This window comes from Arthrobacter sp. KUASC02 (genome assembly GCF_059739395.1).
This window is the reverse complement of the sequence record NZ_AP046053.1, coordinates 1,809,590-1,826,083: the sequence shown is the minus strand read 5'-3', so window position 1 is coordinate 1,826,083 and position 16,494 is coordinate 1,809,590. Positions and strand designations below refer to the sequence as shown.

Below are 16,494 nucleotides of genomic sequence, written 5' to 3'. Positions count from 1 at the left end.
GAACTCTGGTTAGCCGGACCCCTGGCTAGGAGCGCAGCAGCGCCACGGCGTCGTGAATTGAACCGTCAAACTTTACGACGCCGTGCTCCAGCAGGATTCCGCGGGCACAAATGCGGGAAACAAGGTCGAGGTCATGGCTGACCACCACGAGCGTCTTGCCGTTCTGTGCGAGTTCCTGGATTTTGCTGATGCATTTCCGTTGGAACGGCTCGTCACCGACCGCAAGGATCTCGTCGATGAGGAACACCTCCGGGTCGGTGTGGACCGCCACGGAAAACGCCAGCCGGAGATACATACCCGAAGAGTAGAACTTCACCTCGGTGTCAATGAACTGGCCGATTTCGGAAAACTCGACAATGTCATCGAACCGGTCGTTGACCTGTTGCTCGGTCATGCCCAGGATGGCACCGTTGAGGAACACGTTGTCGCGGCCCGAAAGATCAGGGTGGAATCCCGCGCCCACTTCGATGAGGCCGGCGACGCGGCCCCTGGTCCGCACTGTGCCGGAGTCGGGCAGCATCACGCCGGAAATGTGCTTCAGCAGCGTGGACTTCCCCGAGCCGTTCAGTCCCAGGAGCGCAACCGTCTCTCCCGTTTTTACCTCTACGGAGACATTCTTCAATGCATGGAACTTCTCGGACAGGTCGCCCTTTCGCCCTTTGGCGAGCCAGACGACGGCTTCCTTGATAGACCGTGTGTGGCGAAGCACGAACTGCTTGCTGATGTCAGAGACTTCGATTGCGTTGACCACTCACAGCTCCTGCGCGAAGCGGCCTTCGAGCCGCCGAAAGGTTAATTGGCCCAGGACGAGGACCAACAGGGCAACGCCCAGTCCGACCGGTGTCCAGAGGCTGAACAGGTTCGGCGGAACGGCCGCGGAGCCGTCCGTCGTCGGGAACCAGAAAGCATAGTGGAACAGCTCGACGCCGATCGTCACCGGGTTGGCCTGATAGACCGCGAAAGCCGCGGCGCCAAGCTTCTCCTGCACCATCGTCCATGCGTACATCACCGGCGACGCCCAGGTGGCCACCATCAGCAGCATGTCCACGAGGTTTTCGGAGTCGCGGAAATAGACGTTGGCTGCGCCGAACAACAGCCCCAGACCGGTTGCCAGCAGGCCGACGATCACAAAGCCGGCGACCGCGGCCAGGAGCTGGAACACGTCCGGATGCCATCCTGCGATGAGGCAGCCCGCCACGAGAACCACAAGTTGCGGGAAAAAGTGGACACCTGACACCCAGACGGACGCGACGGGGAACAGCTCGCGCGGGAGGTAGATCTTTTTGATCAGGTTGCCGTTGTTGACTATTGACCGGGCCGCGTTACCCAGCGCCTCGGAAAAGAAGTTGATCAGGACAATGCCCGAAAACAGGTACACGGCGTAATTGGACAATCCCTCGGGGTTCCTCGGACTGCGTTCAAGTCCGAGGAACACCCCCAAAGCCACGTAGAAAACAATGAACTGCACACCGGGCTTCACGTAGGACCACAGGAGTCCAAGAACGGAGCCCCGGTAGCGGACCTTGAGTTCCTTCCGCACCAGGAGTTTCAGCAGGAACCCCGACTGGCGAAGATCGCGCAGGCCGCCGCCCAGTCCGGGCGTGGTTAGTTCCCCAGGAGTAGTCGCGCTCACTTGATCTCGTTCTGAGTGTGCTGCTCGAACGTCTTCCTCCAGGACTCAATCGACGTGAGGTCGTTCATTGCAGCCTTGTACTTCTTGCTGAGCGCCGGCCAGTCCTTCAGGAGTTCAGCGTGCAGCCGTGCGCTTTCAGCCAGCATCTTCCGAAGCTGTTTCGGATCGCGGCGGTACCAGGACGCACCGGTTCCTTCGGCGTTGGACACTACTGCGCTGTCGTACTGGGCCATCCGCCACCAGCGGTTGTCCTGGTGGGCAACAGTCGCCTGCGGCCGCTCGGCGCTGGAACCGCTAACCGGAGTGGCAAGCTGCCGGATGACAGTCTTTGCGGCCCACGGCAGCAGCGATACCTTGGACGGCTGCGATATCCCGTGTCCCCGGCGAGGGGGCTTGTCCATCTTGGGTGCAGGGAATTCATCCGGATCGGGGCGGATCACTGAATCCGAGTAGCCGGACATCATTTCCCGGATCTGCGGCAGCTTGGTCGGGAGCAGCTCCCGCAGGGCTTCGGGGCCCCTAAGGATGTCCTCGAGCGCCCAGCCGCGGCCCTGGGCCGTGGCGTACTGCATCGACACCATGTGCTTCACGTCGATGTACTGTGATTCCCGGACAACTCGTCCGCCATGTTCATAAGGGCTGTGCAGCAGGGCCGCAATGACGCGGTTGCGGGCATGGAAGTAAGCCTGCCAGCCCACCAGGTCGTCCTTGTCGATCCAGGAGACATGCCAGACGGCCGAGCCGGGCAGGGAAACCGTGGGGAACCCGTGGGCCTTCGCCCGAAGACCGTATTCGGAGTCGTCCCATTTGATGAACAGCGGAAGGGAGAGCCCGATTTCGCGAATGACCTTCGTGGGGATCAGGCACATCCACCAGCCGTTGTAGTCCACGTCGCAACGGCGGTGCAGCCAGGACGTCTGGCGGAGGTTCGACGACATGAAGTCGTGCCCCAGGATCATTTCCTCGCTGGGCAGCGAGGGCTGGAACCGGTAGGGGTTCACAATCTCGCCGAACGTGTGCAGAACCGTCCGGTTGTAGAGGTCGAACATGTGCCCGCCCACGATGGTCGGGGTCTTGCAGCGGTCCGCGAAGGTCAACAGGCGGATGATGCTTTCCGGTTCGACAACGACGTCGTCATCCATCAGCAGGACGTAGTCGCTGCCGTTCTCCACTGCCTCAAACATCCCGCGGGCAAACCCGCCGGAGCCTCCGAGGTTGGACTGGTTAATGATCCGCAGTTTCCCCTGCAGGGAATCCTGGACCTCGTCGAAGCCCTCGGCATCCGCGACCTTCTGCGATCCCTGGTCCACGATCAGGATTTCCTTGACGTGCTCCAGTGCCTCGCCGTTCTCGGCGAGGAGCCTCAGGTTGTTGAGGCAGAAGTCGGTCTTGTTCAGCGTCGTGATCTGCAGGGTTACAGAACCGGCATTGCTCTCGGCTGCCGGGCCCTGCCATTCCGCGTCGAGCATGACGAGCGGTTCCGAGCCGGCCACGAGGTCGAACCAGTACCAGCCGCCGTCGCCGAACGGCGCGAGGGACAGATCGAAGAAGTTCTCCGAGATTCCTTCGACCCTGCGGGTGTCCACACGCTGGAGCGATCCCCGGGCGTTGGACTTGTAGACGATGACCGAGCCGGTGCCCTGGGTGCGGACGTGGAGGCGAATTTTCTCAACAGTGGTCCACCGCCGCCAGTAGCTGGCGGGAAACGCGTTGAAGTAGCTGCCGAAGGAAACCCGCTCGCCGGACCGCACGGACGTGGAGAACCGGGAAAGGAAGTCCTCCACATGGGCTTCCTTGGTAGGGCTGCTGAAGGCCTGCGGTTTGCTGGCCTTTCCGTCGCGGTCGCCGACGGTGGGCAACTGGATGCCGGTGGCCGTGCCCATGTCCATGTACAGGGGCACCGTGTCCATCTGGCTGGAGCTCGGCAGGATGACGCGCTGAAGCGTATCCCAACGCTGTTCGCTGGACTCCAGGCTGTCGGTGCCCTTCGGGCTTTCGGTTGAGACACTCATGCGTCTACGCCTCCGCTTTCAAGCTTTGCGCCACTCTCAAAATGCGGCCGGATCTGGTTGTCAAACATGGTCAGGGCTGAGCCGATTGCCATGTGCATGTCGAGGTACTTGTACGTGCCCAGGCGGCCGCCGAACAGTACATCGCTCTCCGCAGCCGCGAGGTCGCGGTACTTCAGCAGGCGTTCGCGGTCGGCGGCAGTATTGATCGGGTAATAGGGCTCATCGCCCTTCTCCGCCGCGCGGGAGAACTCGCGCATGATGACGGTCTTTTCCGTCTGGTAGTCGCGCTCGGGGTGGAAATGGCGCGGTTCGATGATGCGTGTGTAGGGGACGTCGTCGTCGTTGTAGTTGACCACCGACGTTCCCTGGAAGTCGCCGACGTCGAGCACTTCTTCCTCGAAGTCGATCGTCCGCCAGGACAGGTCGCCTTCCGCGAAGTCGAAGTACCGGTCCACCGGCCCCGTGTAGATCACCGGGATCTGGCCGACGACCTTGTTCTTGCTGTACTCGTGCGACTCATCGAAGAAGTCGGTGTTGAGCCGGACCTCGATGTTCGGGTGCTCCGCCATCTTCTCGATCCACGCGGTGTAGCCGTTGGTCGGCAGTCCCTCGTACTTGTCGTTGAAGTAGCGGTTGTCGTAGTTGTAGCGCACCGGGAGGCGGGAGATGATACCCGCGGGCAGGTCCTTCGGATCCGTCTGCCACTGCTTGCCGGTGTAGTGCTTGATGAACGCCTCGTACAGCGGCCGTCCGATCAGCTGGATGCCCTTGTCGTTCAGGTTCTGGGGATCGGTGCCTGCGAGCTCGCCGGCCTGCTCCTTGATGAGGGCCTGCGCCTGTCCCGGCGTGAGGTTAGCGCGGAAGAACTGGTTGATCGTGGCCAGGTTGATCGGCAGCGAGTACACCTCGCCCTTGTGGACTCCGTAGACCTTGTGCACGTAATTCGTGAACGTCGTGAACCGGTTGACGTACTCCCAAACACGCTCGTTGGACGTGTGGAACAGGTGGGCACCGTACCGGTGCACTTCGATGCCGGTCTGCTCTTCCTTTTCGCTGTAGGCATTGCCGCCGATGTGGTGGCGGCGGTCGAGGACAACGACCTTCAAGCCAAGCTCAGTGGCGGCCTGTTCTGCGATTGTCAGGCCGAAAAAGCCCGACCCTACGATGACGAGGTCAGCGGTCACAAAATCTCCTGGTTCGAATGCGGGCAGCCCAATGTTGTGCATTGGCTGCTGCTCTAGCCTACCCGAGACTACGCCGACACTAACGATTCGAAGGACCTGGCAGGGCTTATCCACATAGTGCGTTGGGGGCGATGCCCCGCTGCCCTGCCAGCCGGTAGCTTGGGCAGAAACCACCTCCTCCCCAAGGGAAAGCACCTGATGACGCTCCACTGCACCCTGGTCCGCGGCCCCGATGCCGCCAGTCCGGGACCACCGCTCGAACTGACCGTCGAGGCGCCACCGGGAGGCTCCGGGCTCATGCTGCAGCAGGCATTAGCGCAGGAGTACGATGCCCGTGAACTCTCCGTGTCCGGCCTTCCCTTGTGCAGCCTGGTCGTTGGTCTACCGCCGCTGGTTACCGGGGCGGTCATCGTTGACGGCGCCCGGGAGCGCCCGCCGGACAGCGGCGACGGAAGGGCCGAGACTCTGCTGGTTGCCGTACACAGCGGTCCGGCGGCGGGGACTGTGCTGCCGCTGAGGCGCGGCAGCTACCGGATCGGCCGGAGCGGCACGGAAATCGCCTTACCGGATGCTGCCCTCTCCCGCGAGCACGCCAGGCTGGATGTCACTGACACGGCCGTTACCATCACCGATTTGGACAGTGTCAACGGGACCTTCGTCGACGGGAAGCGGGCGGGGCAGGCAGCGGTCGCAACAGACTCGCTCATCAGCTGCGGAAATTCGACGCTGTCCATTGTGTTCGGGGCTGGTCCTGCTGGACGTCTGCCGGAGTGGGAGGCCGCCGGATCCAGCGTGGTCGACCCCCTCACGATTCCGCACCGGCCGGAAGGCGGCAACCGGGGAATTCTCCTCCTCACAGCGATACTGCCGCTACTCATTGGCGTGGGCCTGGCCGTCATCACCGGAATGTGGATGTTCCTGGCTTTTACAGCCGTATCTGCTGTCTCTGTCCTGGTTCCCGTGCTCGCCGGCCGCCGTCAACGGCGGCGGCTCAAGGCGTTGGTGGCTGCCGCCGTCGACGAAGACCGGGAACGACGACGCCGGGCCGCACCGTCAGCGGCCGAACTCGCCCTGAGGGGGCGCTCGGAACACACCGTCCGGCGGGGCGGGCCAGCCGTGCCCGACGATATCGGGCTCCGACTCGGAGTGGCCGAGCAACGGGCAAACATCAGACTGGACCCGGTCGACCCGGATTTCGAGGCGCCGGCGGCGGGCCTCATGCCGACTATCCTGCAGCTTTCGGACCTTACGCTTGTCCGCGGACCGCGGCAGGACGTGGCCGGGATGGTCAGGTTCATGCTGATGCAGCTCACAAGCTTCAGGTCAGCGGCCCGGACCCGGGTCGTTGTTCATGGAACACCCACCTCCCTGCCGCTGACTGCACGGTACCTAGCGCGGGTCATGCTGTCGTCCAATGCACGGACGACGTCGGAGCTTCTCGAACGCGGCATCGACCTGACCCGGGAGCGGGGCGTGCTGATACTGACACCTGATGCCCGCGGCGAGCCCCGGTCCCACGGCATGACTGCCGCCGCCATCAGCCGGGGCTGGCACGTTGTTGACTGTACCCAGGATGGCGACCCGCAGGAGGGCCACCCCGAATCGGGTGCGGTCATCGAACTGGGAGGAGCCGCCGCAAGGTTGCGGATTGAGGGCACGGCGACGGACTTCCTGCCCGACCTCGTCCCGGAGGGAGTCTTCGACCGGTATTGCCGGAACATGGCCGTGAAGCTTGAGCAGAGCCCGAATGCCACACCCGTCGTGCCGCAGAGTTGCTCGCTGGCTGAAGTCCTTCCTCATGCTGCACAAGACGTCTCGGGCCGCTGGGTTGCAGGCAGCACAAGGCCAGGACTCTGCGTTCCCATCGGGATGACTGCGCATGGGCCCCTCGTGGTGGACCTCGACTCGGACGGCCCGCATTTTCTGGTGGCCGGAACCACCGGGTCCGGAAAATCCGAACTACTCCGGAGCCTGGCCGCTGGACTGGCACTCGGCCACCCGCCGGACCGGATCAACTTCCTCTTTTTTGATTTCAAAGGCGGTTCGGGCCTGGGACCGCTGACCGGGCTGCCCCATTGTGTGGGCATGTTGACCGACCTCACCAGAAATGAACTGGACCGCTCGCTGATCTCCCTGCGTGCGGAAATCCGGCACCGGGAAGAGTTGCTGCAGGCCGCGCAGGCTCCGGACCTGGCTGGCTATCGGACCGTTGGCTCCCCGTCGGGTCCGCTTCCCCATCTGGTCCTCATCATTGACGAATTCCGCATGCTCGTTGAAGACGCCCCCGACGCCCTGAAGGAGCTGATGAGGATCGCGGCCGTCGGACGGTCGTTGGGCCTGCACCTGATCATGGCCACGCAACGGCCCCAGGGCGCCCTTACGGCAGACATCCGCGCCAACGTCACCACAAGCATTGCCCTGCGCGTCCAGTCGGATATGGAATCGGTGGACATTATCAATTCACGGCTCGCCGCCGGCATTCCTGTGGCCAACCCCGGGCGCGCCTACCTCGCCCGCGGGTCGGAGGATCCGGTCGAGTTCCAAGCGGCGACGCTCGCGGGTGCCGGGGCAGCGTTGAGAGCATCGCCGGTCCGGGTTCGCCCTGCAGCCGAGGCCCTTGTGTCGCCAGTGGCCGGCCAGGAGGACGACGCCGACCCGGGGTGCCGGCTGTCGCCGGCCCGGGCGGCCGGTCCCATTGTGGAGTCGCTGGTGCAACTCTGGGACGATCTGGGAGACCCGCCTCGCCGTCCCGTGGCGTTGCCCCTGCCAACGACAGTGCTCCTCCCCGAGGCCGGCAGAGAGTGCGGGCCCGATCCCGGCATCTGGTCCGTACCGCTCGGCCTGCTGGACGAACCGGACAGGCAACGGGTCTCCCGGCTGACGTGGCAGCCGGCCAACCATGGTCACTTGGCCTTGGTCGGCGGAACGGGAAGCGGAGTGGACGAAGCCCTGGACCTAATACTTCAGCAACTGATCCAACATGACACGGAATCGCATCTTTACCTGCTCGATGCAGGAAATGCCTTCAGCTCGGTCCGTTCCCAGCCCCGGGTCGGCGCGGCGGCCGGCCTCCACGAACTCCGCCGGGCCGTCAGGATCCTGGAACGTGTTGCCCTCGAACTTTCAGTGCGGCTCAGCGGCCCGACGGAGTCACTGCCGCCACCGGTCGTCCTGGTGCTTTCCGGCTGGGGTTCATGGGTCTCATCACTCCGGGCCGGGCCGCTGGCCTGGGCGGAAGACCTCGTCCAGGACATCGTCCGGGACGGTGCCAAAGCGGGCGTGACGGTGCTCATTGCCGGAGACCGGGAAGTAGTAACAGCCCGGTACTTCGCCTCCATCCCCAACCGGGCCTACTTCCCCGCCGGCTCCACCGACGAGGGCCGGCTTGCCTGGCCACGGCTCCCCGACATACCGCTAATCCGCGGACGGGCAGTGATGTTCGGCCCGCTGACGGTCAGCCCGGCCTCATCGGCCCAGTTTTACACAGCCCCTCGTGCATCGACGGCAGCCCCTCCCACGGGCAAGGAACCTGCCGTCAGGCCCTTCAGAATTGAGGCCCTGCCCAGGCGCCTCAGCGTTGCGGATGTCCTGGCACGCGTCCCGGGCGTTCCCGCACCACCAGCCGGCACCGCTGCTGCAGCCGGACACGGCAACAGCAGCCGCCAGATACTTGTGGGGCTCGGCGGTGATGAACTTGTCCCGGCTGCAGTCCGTCTTCCGCCGGGAGGCGTCCTACCGGTTCTGGGAGGCCCGTCTTCCGGCAAGAGTTCCCTTCTTGCAGCCATCCCGGAGCTCAACGCTGATGCTCCAGGATGGCTCTGCCCCGGCCCGGAAGATACAGCCGCCAGCTACTGGGCCGGCGTGCTGGCCGACGCTGAGGCGGGGACGCTTAACAAGGACGGGGTCCTGCTCGTGGACGATGCGGACACGCTGACCCCCGAGGCCCACCGGCATCTCGAGGCCCTGCATGGTTTTGGTTTGAGGGTAATCCTGACTGCGGGGTTCAGTCCTTCACTCAGCCAACGCGTCCCGCTGGCTGCACATGCCCGGGGCCAGGGGGCCGGCATCCTGATCGCGCCGCGGCACATCAGCGACGGCGATTTCTTCGGCATTCGCTTTGAGGTGGAAGCCAACCCGCCCGCAGGGAGGGCCGTCATCATTGCCGAGGGCCGGGCAGTGCCCGTTCAGTTGGCGGCCGGACCCGACTCCGGGGTCACAACGCCGGAGGAGCCCCCCCGGCACGTGAAGCAAAGCTGATCACGCGCTTGTTAAAGAGGAGGACCACGGCAAGGACCGCAGGAACCAGCATCGCGAATCCCGCGGCAATGTAACCGCCGGTGAGCGTCGGAAATCCGATCGTCAGAACAAACAGCTGGGCCACCAAAGCCCCCGCCCGCGGCCAGCGGAATCCCCGGAACAGAAAATAGGCAACGGCGTAAAGCCAGGCCGAAAACGACAGCAGAAGTGCCAGGGTAAAAACAGCCCCCCAAAAGGAAACGACGGGCGCTCCCGTGATCAGCTGAATTGCATACCAGCCCGCTGCCGCAAGAAGTGCCGTTGCTTCAGCGGCCACGATCAGGGACAGGACGGTGACCGGCGGCGGCCGGATGGCCCGAACTTCCGGAGAAACAGGGCGCGGGGATGCAACCGAATCGTCGGCGTCGCCCGGCAAGCGGGGCTCGGGTCTGGCGTCGGAGTGGTCCTCTGGGGGTCTTGACACACTGGCACCATACCGGACATAGTCGACTCCGGGGAGAGCGCTGGCGAGCTATGTGACGTATCGCTCACGCTTATAAGGCACTTCGTGGACGATTACCCCTTGTTTACACAGCGTTAACATGACACGCTTAATTCAGATGACCAAGGGGACCCGGCTGGGTCCCTTTCTTATGTTGCTTCTAGTGAATATTTTCACAAGTGGCTAAAACGAGTTCCCAGGAATGGAGTGACTGATCAGCATGGATTGGCGTAACCGCGCAGCGTGCCTCGACAAGGACCCGGAGCTGTTCTTCCCAGTAGGAAACACCGGGCCCGCTCTCCTGCAGATCGAGGAGGCCAAGAGTGTGTGCCGCCGCTGTCCGGTGGTGGACACCTGCCTCCAGTGGGCCCTCGAATCGGGACAGGACGCCGGCGTCTGGGGCGGAATGAGTGAAGACGAGCGTCGTGCCCTTAAGCGCCGTGCTGCACGCGCTCGCCGGGCCTCCTGACCGTCTGAACTTCCGGCCTCCGGCCAAAGTGAAGCGGCCGCGGACTTCAGAGTCCGCGGCCGCTTCCTATTTAAAGGTCGTTAGGGTTTCACGGTCACCGTTTTTGCAGGTTCAGGACGATCTGCACAGCGGTGCCGCCACCCTCGCGGGGTTTCCACTGGATACTCCCGCCCAGCTCACTGGTGACGAGGGTCCTGACGATCTGCAATCCCAGGCCTTCAACATGTGGCGTTTCCGGAAGCCCGACACCGTCATCGGCCACCGTCACGGTCAGGAACTCGTCGCCGTCGTCGCCCTCCGATCGGTCGGCGAGAAGCCAGACGGTTCCGGTCCGTCCCTCCAGGCCGTGCTCGACGGCGTTGGTCACGAGTTCGTTGATAACCAGGGCAAGCGGGGTGGCGAAGTCGCTGGGCAGTTCGCCGAACAGCCCGGACCTGGCGGTTTTGACCTGCTGCGACGGCGAGGCGACCTCGGCGGACAGGCGGAACTGACGTCCGATCAGCTCGTCGAAGTCAACACTTTGCGTCAAACCCTGGGACAGCGTCTCATGGACCAAGGCAATCGTTGCGACTCTCCGCATCGCCTGCTCCAGGCCCTGCTTGGCCTCATCACTGACCATCCGGCGCGACTGCATTCGCAGCAACGCCGCGACAGTCTGAAGGTTGTTCTTGACCCGGTGGTGGATCTCCCGAATGGTGGCGTCCTTGGTCACAAGCTCCATTTCACGGCGGCGGAGCTCGGAGACGTCGCGGCAGAGCACCAGGGCTCCGAACCTTTGCTGCTCATCGCGCAACGGGATGGCCCTAAGTGAGAGGCTGACTCCGCGGGATTCGATTTCGCTCCGCCACGGCATCCGGCCGGTGACCACGAGCGGCAGCGTTTCATCCACCATGCGGCGGTCCCGCAGCAGTCCCGCCGTGACCTCGGCGAGCGACCTGCCTTCAAGGGATTCACCGTCACCCAGGCGCCGGAATGCGGAGACGCCGTTGGGGCTTGCGTACTGCACAATCCCGTCTGCGTCGAGCCGGATCAGCCCGTCTCCCACGCGCGGCGCGCCGCGGCGGGATCCGGTGGGCGAGGCGAAGTCGGGCCACAGTCCGAGCGTTCCCATCCGGAGAAGGTCATAGGCGCACTGCCTGTACGTCAGTTCGAGCCTGGACGGCATCCGTGAACTGGACAAGTCCATGTGTGTGGTCACGACAGCGAGCGTCCGGCCGTTCCTGACCATGGGGACAGCCTCGACGCGGAGGGCCATGTCGCTGCTCCAGTTGGTCTCGCTGGAGCGCTCAATGGTCCGGCTGCTCCACGCCTTATCAACCAGCGGCTGCAGATCCGACCTGATCCCCTCCCCCACGAAGTCGGTGTGGAACACCGTGTGCGTGGTGGAGGGGCGGACGTGGGCCAAGGCCACGTAGCCGAACTCAGGATGCGGAAACCACAAGGCAAGGTCAGCGAAGGCGAGGTCGGCGACCATCTGCCAGTCGCCCACCAGGAGGTGAAGCCACTCGGCATCCCCCGGCCCAAAATCAGCGTGTTCCCTGATGGGGTCCGTAAAGATTGCCACTACACCTCCAGATTCGACGCAAGGAACGGATCCCTAGCGCCGGACGATTGACCTCAAGAGCCTCAATGCTACCGACAGTGACGCCATATCGTCCGCTTCGAGCGAGTTGACCTCCTCAAACATGCTCCTGGCACGGCCGAGCTGTTCGGCATTCAGGCCTTCCCACTCCAGTACCCGCTCCTCCGCGGGGGTTCCGGGCGACGTCGATTCAAGCACCGACGTCGTAATGTCCGAAATGGTGGAGTAGAGGTCATCACGCAAGGCGGCGCGGGCCAGCGCCTGCCAGCGGTCGCGGCGCGGGAGTTTGGTGATGCGTTCCAGGAGGGAATCGACGTGGAAGCGGTCGAACACCGTGTAATACACGTGTGCGATGTCTTCCACCGGCTCCGCATTGATGTGGGCGATCTTGGCAATGTCGAGCAGTACGAAGCTTTCGAACAGTTCGGCCCAGCGATGGGCGAGATCCTCCGGAAGCTCCCAGCTGCGGGCCTTGTCCAGCCATGCAGCCACCCGGGCGCGGTCCTCGCCGCGCAGGTAATCGAGGAGCCGTGCCCGCATCGGATCCATCAGCGGCTTGAACTCAGCCACGATTTCGGAGATCGGCCGGGAAGCGTTGCCCTGGCCGATCACCCAGCGGACAGCCCGGTCCAGGAGCCGGCGGATGTCCAGGTGGACGGTGCTCCAGTGCTCGGTGGGGAAGGAGGCCGGCAGTTCGTTGAGCTCGCCGACCATGATGTCCAGCTCGTAGATTTCGCGGAGGGCCACAAACGCCTTGGCCACCGCGGCTTCGTTGGCTGATGTCTCTTCGATGGTGCGGAAGGCAAACGTGATGCCGCCAAGGTTGATCATGTCGTTGGCCACGACCGTGGCGATGATCTCGCGCCGCAGCGGATGGCTGTCGAGCTCGACGTCGAACCTCTCCCTCAGCTGCTTCGGGAAATAGGAGCGCAGCGTCTGCCTGAACCACGGATCGTCGGCGAGATCGCTCTCACGCAGAGCCGTTGCAAGTTCGATCTTGGCATAGGCCGCCAGCACCGAGAGTTCCGGCGACGTCAGCCCCTGCCCCTGGGCCAGGCGTTCCCGGAGGGTCGCGGTTGTGGGCAGCGCTTCGAGCTCGCGCTTGAGGTCGGCGGACTTCTCCAGCCAGTCCATCAGCCGTTCGTAGCTGGGGCTCCACTCCGCCACCCGGATACGGTCATTGAGGAGCAGGATGTTCTGGTCAATGTTGTCTTCCAGGACGAGCCGCCCGACTTCATCCGTCATGGACGCCAGGAAATCGGCCCGCTCGGCGGACTCGAGCTTGCCCGCGGCGACCATCCGGTCGACGAAGATCTTGATGTTGACCTCGTGGTCCGAGCAGTCGACTCCGGCCGAGTTGTCGATGGCGTCCGTGTTCAGAATGACACCCTGAAGTGCTGCCTCAATGCGTCCGCGCTGGGTCATGCCCAGGTTTCCGCCTTCGCCGACCACCTTGACGCGGAGGTCACGCCCGTCAACGCGGATAGCGTCGTTGGCCTTGTCCCCCACCTCTGCATGCGTTTCGGTGCTTGCCTTGACGTAGGTTCCGATGCCGCCGTTGTACAGCAGATCGGCAGGCGCCAGGAGAATCGCGCGAAGGAGCTCAGGCGGGCTCAGCTCGGATGTGCCGTCCGGGAGTCCCAGGGCCGTCCGCACCTGGTCGGAGACAGGAATGGACTTGGCCTGCCGTCCGTACACGCCGCCGCCTTCGCTGATCAGGGCCTTGTCGTAGTCATCCCAGGAGGACCGCGGCAGGTTGAACAGCCTCAGCCGCTCTTCGTAGGACGCCGCCTCGTCTGGATTCGGATCCAGGAAGATGTGGCGGTGGTCGAACGCGGCCAGCAGCCGGATGTGCTTCGACAGCAGCATGCCGTTGCCAAAGACGTCCCCGGACATGTCACCGACGCCCACCACGGTGAACGGCTCCGACTGCGTGTCAAGGTCGAGTTCGCTGAAGTGGCGCTTGACCGATTCCCACGCGCCCCGGGCAGTGATCCCCATGGCTTTGTGGTCGTAGCCCACGGACCCGCCTGAAGCAAAGGCATCCCCGAGCCAGAAGCCGTATTCCGCCGAGAGCCCGTTGGCGATGTCCGAAAAGGTTGCGGTTCCCTTGTCTGCTGCGACAACCAGGTAATTGTCGTTGTCGTCGTAGCGGACGACGTCGGCCGGCGGAACCACAGCTTCACCGTCCGGCGTGGTGATCAGGTTGTCCGTCAGGTCCAGCAGGCCCCGGATGAATGTCTTGTAGCTTTCCACGCCCTCCGCCATCCACGCGGTCCTGTCAGCGGCAGGATCCGGGAGCTGCTTGGCGAAGAATCCGCCCTTGGCGCCGGTGGGCACAATGACGGCGTTTTTGACAGTCTGCGCCTTAACAAGGCCAAGGATTTCGGTCCGGAAGTCCTCACGCCGGTCGGACCAGCGCAGCCCGCCGCGGGCCACCTTGCCGAAGCGGAGGTGCACGCCCTCCACCCTGGGCGAGTACACCCAGATTTCAAACATGGGTCGCGGGAAGGCCAGCCCGTCGATGGCGGCAGGATTTAGCTTGAAGCTCAGGTACGGCTTCTGCTGATAGAAGTTCGTCCGGAGCGTGGCCTCGATGAGGTTCGCGAAAGTCCGGAGCACGCGGTCGGCGTCCAGGGTGGCAACCTGTTCAATGGCGGCCGCCAGCTGCGCGCGGACGGTGGCTTGGCGCTCCGCCCGGACGTCGTCCTCGAGTGCGGGGTCAAACCGTGCCGCGAAGAGCGCCACGAGCGAACGTGTCACGTCGGGATTTGCCAGGAGCGTGTCAGCGATGAATCCGAACGAATTTGTGTTGCCCATCTGACGCATGTACTTCGCATACGCGCGGAGAACCACAATCTGGCGCCACGGCATGCGCTCGCGCAGGACCAGGCGGTCGAAGCTGTCCGACTCGACGTCGCCGGAAACGGCGGCGCCGAAAGCCTCCGCCAACAGCTGGCCCGTCGCGAGGGGAGCAACACCGGAGGGGTACTTCAGGCCCAGGTCGTACAGGAAGAAGTCCCGTTTGTCGGCCGTCTCGATTTCGAAGGGCCTCTCGTCGAGCACTTCGAGCCCCAGGTTGTGAAAGAACGGCAGGATCTGGCTGAGGCTCTTCGGCTCCAGCATGTAGAGCTTAACGCGGGCGTCCTCTTCGAGTGTTGCCCCTGCGCCCTCGGGCAGGTACACGTGCACGCCGGGCTTTTCGAGCCGCCCCTTTTCGGTCGGTTCGGCTGCGGAGCCGTACTTCTCAAAGCGCGCAATGTCCGTCAGCGCATCTTCAACCTCGTAGTCCACCCGGTAGCTGGCCGGGAAGGCCTCGGCCCAGGCAGAGGCAATCGCCTTGTTGTCGCCGTTGGCGCCACTGGCACGAAGCACTTCCGTGATGCCCTCGCTCCATGAACGCGCGGCCCGGACAAGCCTCTTCTCCAGTTCCTCGACATTGACGTCGCTGACGTCTGCGTCCTTCGGAAGCCGGATCCGGAAGAAGAGCCTGGCCAGCGCGGATTCGGTCATCCTGGCTTCGTAGTCAATGGAGACGGCGTGAAATGTCTCGCGGAGCTCCTGCTCGATGCGGAGGCGCACGTTGGTGGTGTAGCGGTCGCGGGGAAGGTACACGAGTGCGGACATGAACCGGCCGTAGATGTCGGGCCTCAGGAACAAGCGCGTGCGCCGCCGCTCCTGCAGTCTTTGAATGCCTGTTGCCGTCGCGGCGAGGTCGGAAACCTCGATCTGGAACAGTTCATCGCGGGGGTAGGTTTCGAGGATACCCAGCAGGTCTTTGCCCGAGTGGGAATGCGGCGGGAACCCGGCGCTGCGCAGGACGGCTTCGACCTTCTCGCGGACAATCGGAATGTTCCGAACCGACCCCGCGTAGGCGCTGGTGGCGAAGAGGCCGATGAACCGCTGCTCGCCGTTGACGTTGCCGGCGGCGTCGAAGCTCTTCACACCGATGTAGTCGAGGTAGGCCGGGCGGTGCACTGTCGAGCGGGAGTTGGCTTTGGTGATCACCAGAGCGCGCTTTTCCCGCGCTTTCCTCCGGCCGGCGACGGTGAGGTGCTGGACGTGGTGCCCGTCCGCGCCGCTGCGCAGCAGTCCGAGTCCGCTTTCCTCCCGCAGTTCCAGGACGTCCTCGCCGGACTCAGTGACCAGGTCATATTCCCGGTAGCCGAGGAAGGTGAAGTTTCCGTCATCGAGCCACCGGAGGAGGTCCTGGGCCTGGCGAAGTTCCTCGATCTGGGAGGCATTGGCCACGTTGTCCAGGCCCTGGGCGATCTGCAGGGCCTTGTTGCGCATTTTCGGCCAGTCTTCAACGGCCGCCCGCACATCGCCGAGCACGCGTTCAACGCCTTCGATGAGCCGCGCCTGCGCTTCCTCACTGGCAAGGCCGATTTCGACGGCGATCCAGGACTCCATGTGCGAGGCGTTGTCACCCTGGGCAATCAGGTGCGACAGGCTTGGCATTGCGGCAGTGTCACCGCTGGAGATGCCGATGCTGGACGGAACCCTGTCCACCTTCGTCAGCCGGGAGGTTTCGCGGTTGCGCGTGACGACGAACAGCGGGTGGAGGACAAGGTGGATTGCCGAGTTCTGGCGAACGAGCTCGGCGTTGACGGAGTCCACCAGAAACGGCATGTCGTCCGTGACGATATACACGACGCTGCAGTCCGATTCGTCCACGATCCTGATGTTGGCCGTGCCCGGTCTGCGGACAGCGGCAACTTCGCGGTGGGTCTCGGCGCGGGCGGCCAGGACGTCCGGGGAATACGCCCGGGAATCCTCCTCCGCGAGATGCTCGTAATAGTCTCCGAAGTACCCTTCACGGGCTCCGAGCAAAACGGACTGATCCTCCACATTGGAGCCAGACGACATCGACAAA

The 16,494-nt window shown here is 63.9% G+C and carries 9 protein-coding genes; 2 read left to right on the top strand and 7 right to left on the bottom strand.

Annotated elements, in window-relative coordinates:
• Positions 1 to 25 precede the first annotated feature (25 nt).
• Genes AC6JAC_RS08325 through glf form a run of 4 tightly spaced genes read right to left on the bottom strand, consistent with a single transcriptional unit; the run spans position 26 to position 4,829 of the window.
• Positions 26 to 751 carry an ABC transporter ATP-binding protein gene (locus tag AC6JAC_RS08325; RefSeq protein WP_028270175.1) on the bottom strand — a complete coding sequence of 242 codons (726 nt, stop codon included), beginning with the start codon at positions 749 to 751 and terminating at the stop codon, positions 26 to 28.
• A complete protein-coding gene (locus tag AC6JAC_RS08320) occupies positions 752 to 1,633 on the bottom strand; it encodes an ABC transporter permease (protein WP_028270176.1) in 882 nt (293 codons plus the stop codon).
• The gene (locus AC6JAC_RS08315) at positions 1,630 to 3,645 is read right to left on the bottom strand and encodes a glycosyltransferase (RefSeq protein ID WP_028270177.1); all 2,016 of its coding nucleotides are present in this window, start codon (positions 3,643 to 3,645) and stop codon (positions 1,630 to 1,632) included. Before AC6JAC_RS08315 ends, AC6JAC_RS08320 begins: the two co-directional genes overlap by 4 nt.
• On the bottom strand, positions 3,642 to 4,829 hold the full coding sequence (glf, locus tag AC6JAC_RS08310; protein ID WP_028270178.1) for a UDP-galactopyranose mutase: 1,188 nt from the start codon (positions 4,827 to 4,829) through the stop codon (positions 3,642 to 3,644). The genes AC6JAC_RS08315 and glf overlap by 4 nt, the downstream gene beginning before the upstream one ends.
• A 198-nt stretch (positions 4,830 to 5,027) precedes the next feature.
• Between glf and AC6JAC_RS08305 the strand changes: the two genes are divergently transcribed.
• The gene (locus AC6JAC_RS08305; RefSeq protein WP_051628772.1) at positions 5,028 to 9,086 is read left to right on the top strand and encodes an FtsK/SpoIIIE domain-containing protein; all 4,059 of its coding nucleotides are present in this window, start codon (positions 5,028 to 5,030) and stop codon (positions 9,084 to 9,086) included.
• Here the strand turns inward: AC6JAC_RS08305 and AC6JAC_RS08300 are convergent.
• Positions 9,043 to 9,438 carry a hypothetical protein gene (locus AC6JAC_RS08300; RefSeq protein ID WP_028270179.1) on the bottom strand — a complete coding sequence of 132 codons (396 nt, stop codon included), beginning with the start codon at positions 9,436 to 9,438 and terminating at the stop codon, positions 9,043 to 9,045. The two genes, AC6JAC_RS08305 and AC6JAC_RS08300, sit on opposite strands and share 44 nt — an antisense overlap.
• Before the next feature lie 349 nt (positions 9,439 to 9,787).
• Here AC6JAC_RS08300 and AC6JAC_RS08295 point away from each other — a divergent pair, with 349 nt between their 5' ends.
• On the top strand, positions 9,788 to 10,036 hold the full coding sequence (locus AC6JAC_RS08295) for a WhiB family transcriptional regulator (RefSeq protein WP_003804966.1): 249 nt from the start codon (positions 9,788 to 9,790) through the stop codon (positions 10,034 to 10,036).
• A 94-nt stretch (positions 10,037 to 10,130) separates the two neighbouring features.
• On the opposite strand, the gene AC6JAC_RS08290 is transcribed toward AC6JAC_RS08295, so the two are convergent.
• Together AC6JAC_RS08290 and AC6JAC_RS08285 are read right to left on the bottom strand one after the other, a co-directional pair.
• Positions 10,131 to 11,600 carry a sensor histidine kinase gene (locus AC6JAC_RS08290; protein ID WP_028270180.1) on the bottom strand — a complete coding sequence of 490 codons (1,470 nt, stop codon included), beginning with the start codon at positions 11,598 to 11,600 and terminating at the stop codon, positions 10,131 to 10,133.
• A gap of 33 nt (positions 11,601 to 11,633) precedes the next feature.
• Positions 11,634 to 16,487 (bottom strand): NAD-glutamate dehydrogenase, encoded by a 4,854-nt coding sequence (locus tag AC6JAC_RS08285; protein WP_028270181.1) that lies wholly within the window; start codon positions 16,485 to 16,487, stop codon positions 11,634 to 11,636.
• Between the last annotated feature and the right edge of the window lie 7 nt (positions 16,488 to 16,494).

Excerpts from the sequence above, each read along its gene's own strand:
- AC6JAC_RS08305 (WP_051628772.1), top strand. The coding sequence starts at position 5,028 with ATGACGCTCCACTGCACCCTGGTCCGCGGCCCCGATGCCGCCAGTCCG.
- AC6JAC_RS08315 (WP_028270177.1), bottom strand. The coding sequence starts at position 3,645 with ATGAGTGTCTCAACCGAAAGCCCGAAGGGCACCGACAGCCTGGAGTCC.
- AC6JAC_RS08295 (WP_003804966.1), top strand. The coding sequence starts at position 9,788 with ATGGATTGGCGTAACCGCGCAGCGTGCCTCGACAAGGACCCGGAGCTG.
- AC6JAC_RS08285 (WP_028270181.1), bottom strand. The coding sequence starts at position 16,487 with ATGTCGTCTGGCTCCAATGTGGAGGATCAGTCCGTTTTGCTCGGAGCC.